The sequence below is a fragment of the Actinomadura sediminis genome (genome assembly GCF_042675525.1).
GTDB lineage: Bacteria > Actinomycetota > Actinomycetes > Streptosporangiales > Streptosporangiaceae > Spirillospora > Spirillospora sediminis.
The window spans coordinates 15478-30838 of sequence record NZ_JBHTJA010000086.1 but is presented as its reverse complement, the minus strand read 5'-3'; the positions used below and the strand labels follow the sequence as shown (position 1 = coordinate 30838).

Genomic DNA, 15361 nt, shown 5'->3' with positions numbered 1-15361 from the left:
ACTCCTCGTCCACCTCCGCCGCGAACGGAGCGATCTTCGCATCGGCCAGCTCGCGCACCGTGCTGCGCAGCAGCTCGTGCTCCTCCGACGGAGCGTACGTGGGAAAATCAGGGCTCATACCCCGAATGTTACCGGCAAGTACACTTCCCCGGCCCGTGCAGTGACCGACCGCACCCGGGGAAGGGTCCGTAAGGTCCGCAGCAGACCCGAGAGGAGCCCGCCTTGGCCCACCGGCTGACCGTCATCGGAACCGGTTACCTCGGTGCCACGCACGCCGCCTGCATGGCCGACCTGGGCTTCGAGGTGCTCGGGCTGGACGTCGACGAGGACAAGATCGCGCGGCTGTCGAGCGGCGACCTGCCGTTCTACGAGCCCGGTCTCGAACCCGTCCTGCGGCGCAACCTGGAGAACGGCCGCCTCCGGTTCACCACGTCGTTCCGGGAGATCGCCGAGTTCGGCGACGTCCACTTCCTCTGCGTCGGCACCCCGCAGAAGGCGGACGCGTACGCCGCCGACCTCGCGTACGTGGACTCCGCCGTGGAGACGCTCGCGCCGCTGCTGCGCCGCCCGTGCCTGGTCGTCGGGAAGTCCACCGTGCCGGTCGGCACCGCCGCGCGGCTCGCCGGGGTCCTGGCCGAGCTCGCGCCGGCCGGCGGCGACGCCGTCCTCGCCTGGAATCCCGAGTTCCTGCGGGAGGGCTTCGCCGTCCGCGACACGCTGCACCCGGACCGGATCGTCGCCGGGCTGCCCGCCGAGCAGGGCGCCGCCGAGCACGCCGAGAAGGTGCTCCGCGAGATCTACGCGGCGGCGCTCGCGGACGGCACCCCGTTCGTCACCGCCGACCTGCCCACCGCCGAGCTCGTCAAGACGGCGGCGAACGCGTTCCTCGCCACCAAGATCTCCTTCATCAACGCGATGGCGGAGGTGTGCGAGGCGTCCGGCGCCGACGTCACCCGGCTCGCCGAGGCGCTCGCGCACGACGACCGCATCGGCGGGCGGTTCCTCGGGCCCGGCCTCGGCTTCGGCGGCGGCTGCCTGCCCAAGGACATCCGCGCCTTCATGGCCCGCGCCGACGAGCTGGGCGCGTCCCGGGCGCTCACGTTCCTGCGCGAGGTCGACGAGATCAACATGCGCCGCCGCGTCCGGACGGTCGACGTCGTGCGGCGCGCCCTCGGCGGCTCGTTCGCCGGGCGCACCGTCGCCGTGCTCGGCGCCGCGTTCAAGCCCGACTCCGACGACGTCCGCGACTCCCCCGCGCTGGACGTCGCCGCGTCGATCCAGGCGCAGGGCGGCGTCGTCACCGTGCACGACCCCAAGGCGATGGCGAACGCCCGCCGGACGCAGCCGTCCCTCGGCTACGCCGGTTCCGCCGTCGAGGCGGCCCGCGGCGCCGACGCCGTCCTGCTGCTCACCGAGTGGCGCGAGTTCCGCGAGCTGACGCCGTCCGACCTGGCGCCGGTGGTCGCCGGGCGGGTCGTCGTCGACGCCCGCAACGTGCTCGACGCGGGCGCCTGGCGCGCCGCGGGCTGGACGTACGTCGCGCTGGGCCGCCCCTGACGGTCCGCGCGTGACGAACGACACTGTCCGATCGGTCAGACTCTGACCGATCGGACAGTTACCGTGGTGGCATGACACGCCCGTCCAGCGGCCTGCACGACCGGATCCTCGCCTCGGCGCTGCATTTGTTCGTCGAGCGCGGGTACCGGGGAACGTCGCTGCAGGACATCGCGACCGACGCCGGCTGCTCCAAGGCGTCGCTGCTGTACCACTTCAGCAACAAGGAGGCGATCCTCACCGAGCTGATGGTCCCCGTCATGCGGGACGCCGAGGACCTGGACGCGCGCCTGGACGGCCTGGACGGCGCCGCCGCCGCGGAGGCGGCGGTCACCGAGTTCGCCGCCCTCGCCATCCGCTACCGGCGCGAGGTCAAGCTGCTGTTCGACAATCTCGCCGAGGCCACCATGCTCGACACCGGCGCCCCGAAGCTCGAGGGCTTCGGCGAGCGGCTGGTGAACGCGTTCGCGGGCGGCTCGTTCGCGTTCGAGGACCAGGTGGCGGCGCGGATGGCGCTCGGCGGCATGTTCCTGACGGCCGCGGACCTGTCGCTGGACGACGCGGCGCTGCGGGACGCGCTGGTGGCCACCGCCCTGCGGACGCTCGGACGAGCCCCGGCCGGCCCCTGACCGGCTCCCCCCGACCGGCACCCCCGACCGACCCCCCTGACCGCCCCTCCGACCGACTTCGACCGAACCCCCACCGGCGAGACGCCGCACCCGCGGCGATTTCGTGCTGCCCTCCCTCCGACTGAAAGGTCTGTTCCCTCATGGCGACCTTGCTCTACCGGCTGGGCCGCTGGTGCTTCGGGCGCCGCGGCACGGTCGTGGCGATATGGCTCGTCCTGCTCGGCGTGATGGGCGGGGCCGCGGCCGCGTTCATGGGCCCGACGACCGACGAGTTCCGCATGCCGGGCACCGAGTCCCAGCAGGCGATGGACTCCCTGCGGAAGGACTTCCCGCAGGCGGCGGGCGCGTCCGGCACGATCGTCGTCGCCGCGCCGGAAGGCACGAAGCTCAGCGCGGGCGAGGTCGCGCCCGTCGTCCGCGAGGCGGCCGCCGTGCCCGGCGTCGTCGCCGCCACCGACCCGTTCCAGAGCGGCGCGGTCTCGCCGGACGGGCGGTACGCGCTCGTCCAGGTGCAGTTCGCGGAAGAGGCCCAGAAGCTGACCGACGCGCAGCGCGAGGCGTACACGGAGATCGGCCAGGAGATGGACGGCCTGCGGGTCGAGCCGGGCGGCGAGCCCGCCGTCTCGGTGCCCGCGATGGGCAGCGCCGAGATCATCGGCGTGATCGTCGCCGCGGTCGTCCTGCTGATCACCTTCGGGTCCCTGGTGGCCGCCGGGATGACGCTGCTCAACGCGCTGATCGGCGTCGGCGTCGGGATGGCCGGGCTGTACGCGCTGACCGGCGCGGTCGAGCTGAGCTCCACCACACCCGTGCTGGCGCTGATGCTGGGCCTCGCGGTCGGCATCGACTACTCGCTGTTCATCACGTCCCGCTACCGGCAGAACCTCCTCGACGGGCTGGCGGCCCGGGAGGCCGCCGGGCGGGCGCTCGGGACGGCCGGGTCGGCGGTGGTGTTCGCCGGCGTCACCGTCGTCATCGCGCTGGCCGGGCTGTCGGTCGTCGGCATCCCCTTCCTCACCGCGATGGGCCTCGCCGCCGCCGCGACCGTCGCCGTGGCCGTCCTGGTCGCGCTGACGCTGCTGCCCGCCGTCCTCGCCTTCGCCGGGACCAAGGTGCTGCCGCGCGGACGGCGGGACGGTGCGGGCGCGCCGGGGAAACGGGAGAACTTCGGCTACCGGTGGGGCCGGGGCGTGCTGAAGCTGCGCGTGCCCGTCCTGCTCGCCGGGGTCCTGGGGCTGGGCGCGCTCGCGCTGCCCGTCACGGACATGCGGCTGGCCCTGCCGGACGCGGGCACCGCGGCCGAGGACTCGTCGCAGCGGCAGGCGTACGACCTCATCAGCGAGGGCTTCGGCCCGGGCTACAACGGACGGCTCATGATGGTCGTCTCCGGCGAGACGCCCGCGGCCACGCGGGCCGCCGCGCAGCGGACCGTCCAGACCGTCGGGAGCATGGACGGCGTCGCGACCGTCACGCCGCCGCAGGCCAACGAGGCGGGGACGACCGTGCTGGTGGGCGTGATCCCCACCACCGGGCCCACCGACGCCGCGACCGAGGACCTCGTCCACGACATCCGCGACCGGGTCGCGGACGTCCGGGGCGCCGACGTCGCGCTGACCGGCATGACCGCGATGGGGATCGACATCTCCGAGAAGCTCGCCGGCGCCCTGCCGGTGTACCTGGTCCTGGTGGTGGGCCTCTCGGTGCTGCTGCTGATGCTGGTGTTCCGGTCCCTGCTCGTCCCGGTCAAGGCGGCCCTGGGCTTCCTGCTGACGGTCGCCGCGACGTTCGGCATCACCACGGCCGTGTTCCAGCAGGGCCACCTGGCCGGGCTCGTCGGCGTCGACACCCCGGGCCCGCTGATCAGCTTCCTGCCGATCATCCTCGTCGGCATCCTGTTCGGCCTCGCCATGGACTACGAGGTCTTCCTCGTGTCGAAGATGCGCGAGGACCACGTCCACGGCGACACGCCCCGGCAGGCCACCGTCAACGGGCTCGGGCAGAACGCCCGGGTGGTCACCGCCGCGGCGATCATCATGATCGCGGTGTTCGGCGGGTTCGTCCTCGCCCACGACCCGATCATCAAGTCGATCGGGTTCGCGCTGGCCGTCGGCGTCTTCATCGACGCGTTCGTCGTGCGGATGACGCTCGTCCCGGCCGCCATGTCGCTGCTCGGCCGCGGCGCCTGGTGGCTGCCGCGGTGGCTCGACCGGGCCGTGCCGAACCTGGACGTCGAGGGCGAGAAGCTCCGCGGCGAACTCGCCGCGCCCGAGCGGGAGCCGGAGTACAGCACCCGCTGACGCCACTTTTCCGACAAGAAACCGCCAAGGGCGGGAGGGTCCGGTGACCTTCCCGCCCTTGTGGCAATGATCACTCCCCGGGGGGAACCCGGCCTGGCCCGCCGTCGTTGGAGCCGATGAGTCACATGAACGAACATCACATCGCCGATCGGGCCGGCCGCTGTTGATCACGCTGCTGTCGCTGCTCCTCGGGGTCCTGGTGATCCTGCTGATCACCGCGCTCACCGGTTACTTCGTCGCGCAGGAATTCGCCTTCATGGCGGTCGACCGGTCCCGGCTCGGGGCCCGCGCGGGTTCCGGCGACGGCGCCGCGGGCCGCGCCCTGGCCGTCACCCGCCGCACCTCCTTCATGCTGTCGGGCGCCCAGCTCGGCATCACCGTCACCGGGCTGCTCGTCGGCTACGTCGCCGAACCCCTGGTCGGCCGGGCCCTCGGGGACGTCCTCGGCGGCGTCGGCGTCCCCGCGGGCGCGGGCGTCGCGGCCGGGACCGTCCTGGCCCTGGTCCTGTCCACCCTCGTGCAGATGGTGTTCGGGGAGCTGTTCCCGAAGAACCTCGCCATCGCCCGGCCCGAGCCGGTCGCCCGCCGGCTGGCCCGGTCGACGCTCGTCTACCTCAAGGTCTTCGCGTGGCTGATCCGGGTGTTCGACCAGTCGTCGAACCTCCTGCTGAAGGCCCTGCGCATCGAGCCCGTCCACGACGTGGAGCACTCGGCGACCGAACGGGACCTCGCGCACATCGTCGCCGACTCGCGGCGCAGCGGCGACCTGCCGCCCGACCTGTCGATCCTGCTCGACCGGATCCTGGACTTCCCGCGCCGCGACGTCGAGCACGCCATGATCCCCCGCGCGCACGTCGACACCGTGGACGACACCGCGACGATCGGCGCGGTCCGCACCGCGATGAGCACCGGCCACTCCCGCTACCCCGTGCTGGACGCCGACGAGCGCGTGGTCGGCGTCGTGCACCTCGCCGACGTGCTGGCCGCCGCCGGACGCGCCGCCGACCCGGTGACGTCGATCATGCGGCCGGCCACGGTCGTCCCGGCCCTCATGGCCCTGCCGACCCTGCTCGACCACCTCGCCGAGGACCGCGCCGAACTCGCCTGCGTCATCGACGAGTTCGGCGGCTTCGACGGCATCGTCACCCTCGAGGACCTCGCCGAGGAACTCGTCGGCGAGATCACCGACGAGCACGACACCGCCGCCGACGAGCCCGCGATCGTCCGGGACGGCGACGCCTGGATCATCCCCGGCGGCGTCCACGTCGACGAGGTCGAGCGCGCCATCGACCACCGGCTGCCCGAGGGCGGCTACGAGACCCTCGCCGGGCTCGTCATCGCCGCCCGCGGCGTCCTCCCCGAGCCCGGCGCCGAACTCGACGTCGAGCTGCCCGCCGACCCCGCGGACCTCGCCTACGACGAGGAGCCCCCGGCCCGGTTCGTCCACCTGGAGGTCCTCGAGGTCGACAACCACGTGCCGTCGTCGGTCCGGCTGACGGTCATGACCGGGGAGGAGGGCCGATGAGCGGCCCGTGGGCGGTCCTCGCCGCCACCGTCGCGATCATCGCGTTGAGCGCGTTCTTCGTCGCCGTCGAGTTCGCGCTCATCGCCGCCAAGCGGCACCGGCTGGAGGACGCCGCCCCGACGAGCCGCTCCGCGCGCGCCGCGCTGCGCAGCTCGTCCGAGCTGACGGTCCTCCTCGCGGGCGCCCAACTCGGCATCACGGTCTGCACCCTCGCGCTCGGCGCGATCACCAAGCCCGCCGTGCACCACTGGCTCACGCCCGTGTTCGCCTCGTGGAACGCCCCGCTGTGGCTGGCGGACGCCGCCGGGTTCGTCCTCGCACTGATCATCGTGACGTTCCTGCACCTCGTCGTCGGGGAGATGGCGCCGAAGTCGTGGGCGATCGCCCACCCGGAGCGGTCGGCGACGCTCCTCGCGCTGCCGATGCGCGGCTTCATGTGGCTGACCCGCCCCCTCCTGCGGGCGCTGAACGAGTCGGCGAACCGGTGCCTGCGCCTGGTCGGCGTCCAGGCCGCCGACCAGGTCGAGTCCGGCCAGGACCCGGACGCCCTGCGCCACCTCGTCGAGCACTCCGCGAACGTCGGAGCCCTCGACGCCCGCTACTCGGCCCAGCTCTCCGAGGCCCTCGACCTGCGCAACCTCCAGATCGGCGACCTGGTCCGGCGCGGCGCCGCGCTCACCACGGTCGCGCCGGACGCCACCGTCGCCGACGTGCAGGCCGCGGGGCGCGCGTCCGGCCACCTGCGGATCCCGATTCCCGGCCCGACCTGGTCGGTGGTGCACGTCCGCGACACCCTCACCTCGCCCGACGCGGCCCCGGCCGCGCCGCTCGCCCGTCCCGCCTACCGGGTCGAGGCCGGGACGCCCGTCTACACGGTGCTCACCCGGATGCGCGAGACCGGCAACCAGCTCGCGCTCGTCACCGAGCAGGGGGCGGTCGTCGGCGTCGTCACCATCACCGACATCCTCCGCCGCCTCTTCCACCGCACCGCCGAAGCCCGCCCCGGCACCCCCTGACCGCGCCCGTCCGGGGGCGTCGAGGAGGGCCCGCGGGATCGCGTGCGCCTCGCCGTCGTCCGGAGCCGGCGGCTTCTCCATGGGCGGCGCTCCCTGGACGGTGATCACCGATGGCGCTGCTTGTGCCCGGCCGGCCCGGACGATGATCGCGATTCGGCCGGACGCGGCCGGACCTGGACGGACGCGGCGGGCGGCAGGGCCGCGCCGAGGAGCGCGGCGGTCACCGGGATCAGGTCCTTGGCGGTCGCGGCGACGACGATGGCGGCGAGCGCGAGCGCGGGGCTCCACCAGGCAACGCCCCGGACGGACGCGAGCACGGCGAGCTGCGCGACCAGGCCGACGAAGAAGAACTGCGGCACGACGGTGTAGACGAGGGGTTCCACACCGGGCGTCCCGGAGATCTGCTGGAAGTGCGAGCTCATCTCCGGGCGGCTCGTCGAGGCGAACCCCACGGAGACGTCGATGACGAACTGGACCGCGAGGGCCGCCGCGCCCGCCAGCGTGAGCGCGGCGGTACCGAGCGCGAGGGCGGGACGGCGGGCGGCGCGGCGGCGCAGGTCGCGGACGACCGGGACGAAGCACGCGAGGCCGGCGAGGAACGCGAGGTGGCCGATGGTCCACGCGCCGCCGGGACCGTAGCGGTCGTCCAGCCCGTCGTAGAGGCGGATCACTCCGTAGGCCAGCATGAGCGCCGGGCCGAGCAGGTGGGTCTTCATGCCGGACGAGCCTGCCGTCCGGCGGCCCGGAGCGGATCGCCGGTCGGGGCGAACCTCGGCCTCGCCGGTGCGGGCGAGTGCGGCGGCCGGAGATCCCTCTCACCGGCGAGGTCCCCGGCGGGACGCGCGGGATAGCTTGGGCGCCATGTCCGTTCTGGCCCGGCCCCTCCGGGCGTTCCGGAGACCGCCGGACTTTGCGGTCGACGCGGCCCTCGCCCTCGCGGTGCTGCTGGCGCAGCTCGCGCCGTTCACGACGATGCGCGAACCGTGGTCCGCGGCGCTCTACGCGCCCGTCCTCGGGTCGTCGCTGCCGCTGCTGTTCCGGCGCCGGCTGCCCGTCACCGTCATGGTGGCCGTGCTGGTGTCCATCCCGCTGTACGACCTGGTCGGCGGGGGGCCGAGCCAGCCGATCTGGTACGGCTGGCTCATCGCGGTGTACACGGTCGCCGACCGGTCGCCGCGCCGCGACCGGGTGCTGGCGCTGGCGATCACGGCGGCGAGCACGCTGCTCGTGGTGCGTCCCGGGTCGGTCGACACCGCGGTGCGGGGCGCGGCGATCTGGCTCGCCGCGTACGCGCTGGGGCGGGCGGCGGCGCTGCGCCGGCAGCGGGCCGCCGTCCTGGAGGAGCGTGCGGTGCGGCTGGAGCGGGAGCGCCGGCTGGAGGCGGAGCGGGCGGCGGCGCGGGAGCGGACGCGGATCGCGCGGGACATGCACGACGTGCTCGCCCACGCCGTCAGCCTGATGGTGGTGCAGGCCGAGTCGGGGCCGCTGGTCGTGCGGTCGGACCCGGACCGGGCCGAGGCCGCGTTCGACGCGATCGCGGCGTCCGGGCGGGACGCGATGGGGCAGCTCCGCCGGATGCTGGGCCTGCTGAAGGACGGCGACGGCCCGCGGGACCCGCAGCCGGGCCTGGCGCGGCTCCCCGAGCTGGCGGGACGCGTCCGCGAGACCGGGCTGCGGGTGTCGCTCAGCATCGGCGGCGTCCCCGTCCCGGGGCCGTCCGCGGACGGGACGCCGGACCCCGGCCGCGCCGCGGCCGCGCGGCTCGCGGCGCTGCGGCCCGACGTCGACGTCGCCGCGTACCGGATCGTCCAGGAGGCGCTGACGAACGCGGTGAAGCACGCCGGCGCCGACCACGTGGACGTCGCGGTGACCTGGGAGGGCGACGTGCTGCGGGTCACCGTCACCGACGACGGCCGGGGCCCCGGACGGACGGGCGCGGGCGGGGGCCGCGGGCTGATCGGCGTCCGCGAGCGGGCCGCGGCGTGCGGCGGCGACGCCTCGTTCGGCCCGGCGCCGGGCGGCCGGGGCGCCCGGGTCGAGGCGCGGCTCCCGGCGGGGGCGGGCGCGTGACGATCAGCGTGGTGGTCGCGGACGACCAGGAGCTGGTGCGCAGCGGGTTCGCGCTGATCCTCGACACGCAGCCCGACATCGCGGTCGTCGCCGAGGCCGCCGACGGCCGCGCCGCGGTCGAGGCCGTCCGCGCGCATCGTCCGGACGTCGCGCTCCTCGACATCCGCATGCCCGGGACGGACGGCATCGAGGCGGCCCGCGCGATCTGCGCGCACACCCGGACCCGGGCGCTGATGCTGACCACGTTCGACCAGGACGACTACGTCTACGACGCGCTGCGCGCCGGGGCGAGCGGGTTCCTGCTGAAGGACGTGCGCCGCGACGACCTCGTGCACGCCGTGCGGGTGGTCGCGGCCGGGGAGGCGCTGCTCGCGCCGACCGTGACCCGCCGGCTGATCGGGGACGTGCTGAGCGGGCGCCCGGCCGTCCGGGACGCGCCGGCGCTGGGGGCGCTCACCGACCGGGAGCGGCAGACGCTCACGCTCGTCGGGCGCGGCCTGTCGAACGCCGAGATCGCGGTGGAACTGGTGGTCAGCGAGCACACGGTGAAGACCCACGTCAGCAACGTGCTGGCGAAGCTCGGCGCGCGCGACCGCGTGCAGGCGGTGATCGCCGCCTACGAGTCGGGGCTGATCCGGCCGGGCGGCTAGCCGCACGTCCGGCGCGCCCTAGACTCCGCACATGAGCGAGTTGATCATCGAGCCCGCGCGGACGGCGCTGGTCGTCATCGACCTCCAGGTCCGCATCGTGGGGATGGACGTGGGCCCGCACGCGGGCGCCGACGTCGTCCGCCGGTCGGCGCGGCTCGCGGACGCCTTCCGGGCCGCGGGCGGGACGGTCGTGGTCGTGCGGGCGGAGCGGCCGGGCGTGGCCGAGCAGCCGCCCGGCAGCGGGCTCGTCGCCGAGATCGCCCCCCGCGACGGTGACCTCGCGGTGACCAAGCACACCTGGAACGCGTTCCACCGGACCGGCCTGCACGAGCGGCTGGACGAGCGCGGCATCGGCGCGCTGGTGCTGTCGGGGCTGGTCACCAACGCGGGCGTGGAGTCGACCGCGCGGGCGGCGTCCGACCACGACTACGACCTGGTGTTCCCCGAGGACGCGATGAGCGGGTTCGACGCGGCCGCCCACCGGTTCGCGGTGGAGCGGATCTTCCCGCTGCTCGGCACCGTCACCACCACCGACGCGGTGCTCGCCGCGCTCGGCTGACGGGAACGATCGGCTCCGGCCGGGTGTTGTGCCCGGTATGGATGCTTCCTTCGCCGACCCGGACGTGATCACCCGCCTGCTGGACGAGTCCCGCACGTGGGCGTTCGTCGGGCTGAACGACCGTCCGGAACGGGTCGTGTACGAGCAGGCGCAACTGCTGCAGGGGCGCGGCAAGCGGATCTTCCCGGTGCATCCGTCGCGCGCGGAGGTGCTCGGCGAGCCGGGGTACGCGGCGCTGGCCGACCTGCCGGAGAAGGTCGACGTCGTCGGCGTCTACCGGCGCTCGGAGTACGCGGGCGCGGTGATCGACCAGGCCGTCGCGGCGGGCGCCGGGGCCGTGTGGCTGCCGCTGGGCGTCGTCGACGAGGACGCCGGCCGCCGCGCCCTGGAGGCCGGTCTCGACGTCGTCATGGACCGGTGCCCCGCCATCGAGTGGGCCAAGCGGCACTGACCCGGCGGGGCCGCGGTCAGAGGTTCTCGCGGAGGCGCTTGCCCTTCGCCTTGGCCTGCCCGTAGAGGTCCTGCTGGAAGACCTTCATCTTCGCCCGCAGGTCCTCGTCGGTGGCGGCCAGGATGCGGACGGCCAGCAGCCCCGCGTTGCGGGCCGCGCCGACGGCGACGGTCGCGACCGGAACCCCGGCCGGCATCTGCACGATCGACAGCAGCGAGTCCATCCCGTCGAGGTGCTTCAGCGGGACGGGCACGCCGATGACCGGCAGCGGCGTCACCGACGCCAGCATGCCCGGCAGGTGCGCGGCGCCGCCCGCGCCCGCGATGATCACCTGGAGGCCGCGGCCGGCGGCCTCCTCCCCGTAGGCGATCATGTCGTGCGGCATGCGGTGCGCGGAGACGACGTCGGCCTCGAACGGCACGCCGAACTCGTCGAGGGCCTCCCCCGCCGCCCGCATGACGGGCCAGTCGGAGTCGCTGCCCATGACGACGCCCACGCGCGGGCTCATGCGTTCTCCTTCGTCCCGGGGGCCTTCATCGCCGGGCCCCAGCGGAGGTAGTCGGCGGCGTGGCGGGCGCGCTCGCGGACGTCCGCGAGATCGTCGCCGAGGGCGGTGACGTGCCCGATCTTGCGCCCGGGCCGCACCTCCTTGCCGTAGAGGTGGACCTTGACGGCCGGGTCGTGCGCCATCACGTGGACGTACCGGGAGTAGACGTCCGGGTCGTCGCCGCCGAGGACGTTCGCCATGACGGTGACGGGCGCGGTGGGCTCGGTGGAGCCGAGCGGCAGGTCCAGGACGGCGCGCAGGTGCTGCTCGAACTGGGACGTGCGCGAACCCTCGATCGTCCAGTGGCCGGAGTTGTGCGGGCGCATCGCGAGCTCGTTCACGACCGGCCCGGTCGCGGTCTCGAACAGCTCGACGGCGAGGAGGCCGACGACGCCCAGCTCGTTCGCGATGCCGAGCGCGAGGTTCTGCGCCGCCACGGCGAGATCGTCGGACAGGCCCGGCGCCGGGGCGATGACCTCGGTGCAGATGCCGTTCTCCTGGACGGTCTCGACGATCGGGTACGCGGCGCCCTGCCCGTACGGGGAGCGCGCGACGAGCGCGGCGATCTCGCGGCGGAACGCGACGTGCTCCTCGACCATGAGGTCGAGCCCCTGCCCGAGCAGGCCGGTCACGAGCGCCGCCGCGTCGTCGCCGACGGAGTCGAGCACCCACACGCCCTTGCCGTCGTAGCCGCCCCGGACGGCCTTGAGCACGACGGGCGTCCCGTGGTCGCGGGCGAACGCCTCCAGCGCCGGGACGGCCCCGGCCGCGGGCAGGCGGGCGAACGCGGGGCACGGGACGCCGAACGCGCTCAGCCGTTCCCGCATGACGAACTTGTCCTGGGCGTGCGCGAGGGCCGCGGCTCCGGGGCGGCAGGCCACGCCGGTCTCCTCGAGCGCCCGGATGTGGTCGCCGGGGACGTGCTCGTGGTCGAAGGTGATCACGTCGCAGCCCTTGGCGAACGTCCGCAGGTCGTCGAGGGCGCGGTCGTTCCCCACCCGGACGTCCGCGACGACCTGGGCCGCGGAGTCGTCCGGCGCCCCGGCGAGGACGCGCAGCGGGACGCCCAGGGCGATCGCGGCCTGCTGCGTCATCCGGGCGAGCTGACCGCCGCCGGCCATGCCGACGACGGGGGTAGAAAGGGTCACTCCGAAAGGTTATCGGCCGTGCGCCGTGAACGAACCACGTGTACTGTGCGTCGGATTCGGTGTGGGTACCCGGGGTGCGGGCAGGGAACCCACGGAAGAACGTGAAACGTTCATGTCCAGGCGTCTCCGGCACCGCGTGCGTCTATCCTCGTTGTGCTCCCGCATCGGCCCGCCCGTCGCGGCGCCATAGCCGAGGTCCGGAAGGACGGTTCCCCTACGTGAGCCTGATGGCCAGTCTCAAGCGGCAGTTCGAGCACCTGGTGCACGAACTCGCGAAGTTCGGCAGCGTGGGCGCGGTCGCGTTCGTCATCACGATGGTCGTCAGCAACGTGCTGCACGCCGGGTTCGACGTGGGGCCGATGACGTCGTTCCTGGTCGCCACGGTGGTCGCCACGACGTTCTCCTACCTGGCGAACCGGTACTGGACGTTCCGGCACCGCGACCGCAGCGGCGTCGGCCGCGAGTACGTGATCTTCTTCGGGCTGAACGGCGTGGGGCTGGTGATCACCCAGCTTTTCATCGGGTTCACGATCTACGTGCTGCGGCTGGAGGGGCCGATCCCCTACAACACGGCGATGATCATCGGCACGGGCGCGGCGACGCTGTTCCGGTTCTGGGCCTACAAGAAGTGGGTGTTCCTGCCGGTGGACGCCCCGCCGGTCGACCCGGCGTCCGGGCTGCCCGAGCCGGCGGACGGGGACGCGGCCTCCGCCGGGGAGGCCGCCGGCGACCCGGGGGCGCACCGCGCGGACGCCCGGGCGGACGCCCGGCCCGCGCCGCGGCTCGGCCACCCGCTCGACTCCCACACCGAGGACTACGCCGCGCGCTGACCGCGCCCCCGCCCCGGGCCGTCCTCAGCGCCCCGGGCCGTCCTCAGGCGGGTCCGATGACGACGCGTTCCGACGCCAGCCGCGCCTGCGCGGCCTGCCGGAGGAACACCCCGAACACGGCGGGACGGGCCTGGATCAGCTCCAGCCGGCCGCCGTCCACGACCGCGAGGGACCGGGCCAGGTAGAGGCCGAGGCCGGTGCCGCGGCCCCCGCTGACGCTCCGCTCGAAGATCCGCGGTTCCAGTTCGGGCGGGATGCCCTCGCCCTCGTCGCCGACCTCGACCACGACCGAGCTGCCGCCCGGCTTGGTATGGATGGTCACGGTTCCGGCGCCGTGCATGAGGGAGTTGTCCAGGAGGGTCGCGACGATCTGGGAGAGGCCCTCGGGGTTGGTCATGCCGACGAGTCCCTGCTCGCCGATGATGCGGACGTCCCGTCCGGCGCGGCGGAAGATCGGCCGCCACTCCTCGACCTGCTGGGCGATGATGTCGTCGATGGGGGCGGGGACGGCGCCGCCGGTGCGGTCGTGGCGGGCGCGGGCGAGGAGCTGCTCGACGACGGCGACGAGGCGTTCGGTCTGCGCGACGGCCGCCGCGCCCTCCTCGCGGACGACGTCGGGATAGTCGGCGGCCTCGATCATCTCGTCGAGCCGCATGGACAGGGCGGTCAGCGGGGTGCGCAGCTGGTGGCTGGCGTCGGAGGCGAACTCGCGGCTGGAGGCGAGCAGGTCGGCGATGCGGACGGCGCTGCGGTCGAGGACCTCGGCGACCCGGTCGACCTCGGGGATGCCGTAGCGGCGGCGGCGCGGCCGGGCGTTGCCCGTGCCGAGCCGGTCGGCGGTCTCGGCGAGGTCGATGAGCGGGAGGGTGAGCTTGCGGGCCTGCACCATGGCGAGGCCGACGGTGACGGCGACGCCGAGCAGGGCGAGGCTCCCGATCAGCAGGAGGAGGCGCAGCTCGGCGTCCTGCACCTGCGACGCGGGCCGCGACACCCGGACCCGGACGCCCCCGGCGGACGTGGCGGCGGTGAGCGTCCGCGCGGCGCCCGGATCGGGCCCGGCGGCGACCGTCCGGCCGTCCGGCAGGGTGATGAAGATGTGGCGGCCCGGATACTCCCGGGCGATCACCGCGCCGCGGAGCGGCCGTCCGGTCTGGAGGCTGTAGCCGACGCCGCCGAGGATGGTGGACGCCTCGCGTTCCAGCGACCGGCGGGCCTCCTCGTGGACGAGCTTGTGGGCGGCGTAGGCGAGGGGGACGCCGAGCAGCAGGATCGCGACCACCGCCACCGCGAGCGTCGACAGCAGGAGTCGGCGCCTCATCAGGGCTCCTTAGGGTGAAGCCACGGCCGCACCGGGCTCCCCCGGCCTCTCGGGAAGGCTCGGGGAAGAAGCCGCGCGACCGTGGCGGCCGGTGCTAGTCGCCGCGTTCGAACCGGAAGCCGACGCCCCGCACCGTGGTGATGTAGCGGGGACTGCCGGCGTCGTCGCCGAGCTTGCGGCGCAGCCAGGAAATGTGCATGTCGAGGGTCTTGGTGGAACCCCACCAGTTGGTGTCCCACACCTCGCGCATGATCTGTTCGCGGGTCACGACCTTGCCGGCGTCCCGGACCAGGACGCGCAGCAGGTCGAACTCCTTGGTGGTCAGCTGGAGCTCCTGGTCGCCCATCCAGGCCCGGCGCGACTCGGCGTCGATCCGGACCCCCTGGACGATCGGGGTCTCGGTGCTGCCCCGGCGCAGCAGGGCCCGCACCCGGGCGAGCAACTCGGCGAGCCGGAACGGCTTGGTGACGTAGTCGTCGGCGCCCGCGTCCAGCCCGACGACGGTGTCGACCTCGTCGGCCCGGGCGGTCAGGATCAGTATCGGGACGCCGTGCCCCTCGGCACGCACCCTGCGGGCCACCTCAAGGCCGTCGAGCTCCGGCAGGCCGAGATCGAGCACGATGAGGTCCACGCCGCCCCCGAGGGCCCGCTCCAGCGCCTGCGGTCCGTCCGGGCTGACTTCGACGGTGTACCCCTCGCGACGCAGCGCGCGGGCGAGAGGCTCGGAGATGGACGTGTCGTCCTCGGCGAGCAGTACTGAGGTCATG

At 74.1% G+C, this 15361-nt stretch carries 15 protein-coding genes; 10 read left to right on the top strand and 5 right to left on the bottom strand.

What is annotated here, in order from left to right:
• Window positions 1–222 precede the first annotated feature (222 nt).
• The 5 genes from ACFQ11_RS29070 to ACFQ11_RS29050 all read left to right on the top strand — a co-directional run bounded on the left by ACFQ11_RS29070 (window position 223) and on the right by ACFQ11_RS29050 (window position 7021).
• On the top strand, window positions 223–1557 hold the full coding sequence (locus ACFQ11_RS29070) for a UDP-glucose dehydrogenase family protein (RefSeq protein ID WP_378304356.1): 1335 nt from the start codon (window positions 223–225) through the stop codon (window positions 1555–1557).
• Window positions 1558–1628: 71 nt separating this feature from the next.
• Window positions 1629–2183 carry a TetR/AcrR family transcriptional regulator gene (locus ACFQ11_RS29065; RefSeq protein WP_378304354.1) on the top strand — a complete coding sequence of 185 codons (555 nt, stop codon included), beginning with the start codon at window positions 1629–1631 and terminating at the stop codon, window positions 2181–2183.
• 140 nt (window positions 2184–2323) lie between these two features.
• Window positions 2324–4480 (top strand): MMPL family transporter, encoded by a 2157-nt coding sequence (locus ACFQ11_RS29060; protein WP_378304352.1) that lies wholly within the window; start codon window positions 2324–2326, stop codon window positions 4478–4480.
• A 163-nt stretch (window positions 4481–4643) separates the two neighbouring features.
• Complete coding sequence (locus ACFQ11_RS29055) at window positions 4644–6005, top strand: hemolysin family protein (protein ID WP_378304349.1); 1362 nt, start codon at window positions 4644–4646, stop codon at window positions 6003–6005.
• Window positions 6002–7021: a CNNM domain-containing protein gene (locus ACFQ11_RS29050; protein ID WP_378304347.1), complete on the top strand. Its 1020-nt coding sequence runs from the start codon at window positions 6002–6004 to the stop codon at window positions 7019–7021. Before ACFQ11_RS29055 ends, ACFQ11_RS29050 begins: the two co-directional genes overlap by 4 nt.
• A gap of 104 nt (window positions 7022–7125) precedes the next feature.
• On the opposite strand, the gene ACFQ11_RS29045 is transcribed toward ACFQ11_RS29050, so the two are convergent.
• Entirely contained in the window at window positions 7126–7737 is a 612-nt protein-coding gene (locus ACFQ11_RS29045; RefSeq protein ID WP_378304345.1) for a hypothetical protein, read from the bottom strand.
• 145 nt (window positions 7738–7882) lie between these two features.
• Here ACFQ11_RS29045 and ACFQ11_RS29040 point away from each other — a divergent pair, with 145 nt between their 5' ends.
• Genes ACFQ11_RS29040 through ACFQ11_RS29025 form a run of 4 tightly spaced genes read left to right on the top strand, consistent with a single transcriptional unit; the run spans window position 7883 to window position 10751 of the window.
• A complete protein-coding gene (locus ACFQ11_RS29040) occupies window positions 7883–9091 on the top strand; it encodes a sensor histidine kinase (RefSeq protein WP_378304342.1) in 1209 nt (402 codons plus the stop codon).
• The gene (locus tag ACFQ11_RS29035) at window positions 9088–9741 is read left to right on the top strand and encodes a response regulator (RefSeq protein ID WP_378304340.1); all 654 of its coding nucleotides are present in this window, start codon (window positions 9088–9090) and stop codon (window positions 9739–9741) included. Before ACFQ11_RS29040 ends, ACFQ11_RS29035 begins: the two co-directional genes overlap by 4 nt.
• A gap of 31 nt (window positions 9742–9772) precedes the next feature.
• Complete coding sequence (locus ACFQ11_RS29030) at window positions 9773–10300, top strand: isochorismatase family protein (protein WP_378304337.1); 528 nt, start codon at window positions 9773–9775, stop codon at window positions 10298–10300.
• Window positions 10301–10337: 37 nt separating this feature from the next.
• Window positions 10338–10751 carry a CoA-binding protein gene (locus ACFQ11_RS29025; protein ID WP_378304335.1) on the top strand — a complete coding sequence of 138 codons (414 nt, stop codon included), beginning with the start codon at window positions 10338–10340 and terminating at the stop codon, window positions 10749–10751.
• A 16-nt stretch (window positions 10752–10767) separates the two neighbouring features.
• Here the strand turns inward: ACFQ11_RS29025 and purE are convergent, their stop codons facing one another.
• Together purE and ACFQ11_RS29015 are read right to left on the bottom strand one after the other, a co-directional pair.
• A complete protein-coding gene (gene purE / locus ACFQ11_RS29020) occupies window positions 10768–11259 on the bottom strand; it encodes a 5-(carboxyamino)imidazole ribonucleotide mutase (protein WP_378304333.1) in 492 nt (163 codons plus the stop codon).
• A complete protein-coding gene (locus ACFQ11_RS29015; RefSeq protein WP_378304362.1) occupies window positions 11256–12419 on the bottom strand; it encodes a 5-(carboxyamino)imidazole ribonucleotide synthase in 1164 nt (387 codons plus the stop codon). Before ACFQ11_RS29015 ends, purE begins: the two co-directional genes overlap by 4 nt.
• Window positions 12420–12673: 254 nt before the next feature.
• Here ACFQ11_RS29015 and ACFQ11_RS29010 point away from each other — a divergent pair, with 254 nt between their 5' ends.
• Window positions 12674–13276: a GtrA family protein gene (locus ACFQ11_RS29010; RefSeq protein ID WP_378304331.1), complete on the top strand. Its 603-nt coding sequence runs from the start codon at window positions 12674–12676 to the stop codon at window positions 13274–13276.
• A gap of 43 nt (window positions 13277–13319) precedes the next feature.
• Here the strand turns inward: ACFQ11_RS29010 and ACFQ11_RS29005 are convergent, their stop codons facing one another.
• Window positions 13320–14594, bottom strand: a complete 1275-nt coding sequence (locus ACFQ11_RS29005) for an ATP-binding protein (protein WP_378304329.1) — start codon at window positions 14592–14594, stop codon at window positions 13320–13322.
• Between the two features lie 94 nt (window positions 14595–14688).
• Window positions 14689–15360, bottom strand: a complete 672-nt coding sequence (locus ACFQ11_RS29000) for a response regulator transcription factor (RefSeq protein ID WP_019629095.1) — start codon at window positions 15358–15360, stop codon at window positions 14689–14691.
• Between the last annotated feature and the right edge of the window lies 1 nt (window position 15361).

Coding starts and splice junctions, on each gene's coding strand:
- ACFQ11_RS29030 (WP_378304337.1), top strand. CDS start 9,773: ATGAGCGAGTTGATCATCGAGCCCGCGCGGACGGCGCTGGTCGTCATC.
- ACFQ11_RS29015 (WP_378304362.1), bottom strand. CDS start 12,419: ATGGCCGGCGGCGGTCAGCTCGCCCGGATGACGCAGCAGGCCGCGATC.
- purE (WP_378304333.1), bottom strand. CDS start 11,259: ATGAGCCCGCGCGTGGGCGTCGTCATGGGCAGCGACTCCGACTGGCCC.
- ACFQ11_RS29025 (WP_378304335.1), top strand. CDS start 10,338: ATGGATGCTTCCTTCGCCGACCCGGACGTGATCACCCGCCTGCTGGAC.
- ACFQ11_RS29010 (WP_378304331.1), top strand. CDS start 12,674: ATGGCCAGTCTCAAGCGGCAGTTCGAGCACCTGGTGCACGAACTCGCG.
- ACFQ11_RS29000 (WP_019629095.1), bottom strand. CDS start 15,360: ATGACCTCAGTACTGCTCGCCGAGGACGACACGTCCATCTCCGAGCCT.
- ACFQ11_RS29005 (WP_378304329.1), bottom strand. CDS start 14,594: ATGAGGCGCCGACTCCTGCTGTCGACGCTCGCGGTGGCGGTGGTCGCG.
- ACFQ11_RS29045 (WP_378304345.1), bottom strand. CDS start 7,737: ATGAAGACCCACCTGCTCGGCCCGGCGCTCATGCTGGCCTACGGAGTG.
- ACFQ11_RS29050 (WP_378304347.1), top strand. CDS start 6,002: ATGAGCGGCCCGTGGGCGGTCCTCGCCGCCACCGTCGCGATCATCGCG.
- ACFQ11_RS29065 (WP_378304354.1), top strand. CDS start 1,629: ATGACACGCCCGTCCAGCGGCCTGCACGACCGGATCCTCGCCTCGGCG.
- ACFQ11_RS29060 (WP_378304352.1), top strand. CDS start 2,324: ATGGCGACCTTGCTCTACCGGCTGGGCCGCTGGTGCTTCGGGCGCCGC.
- ACFQ11_RS29040 (WP_378304342.1), top strand. CDS start 7,883: ATGTCCGTTCTGGCCCGGCCCCTCCGGGCGTTCCGGAGACCGCCGGAC.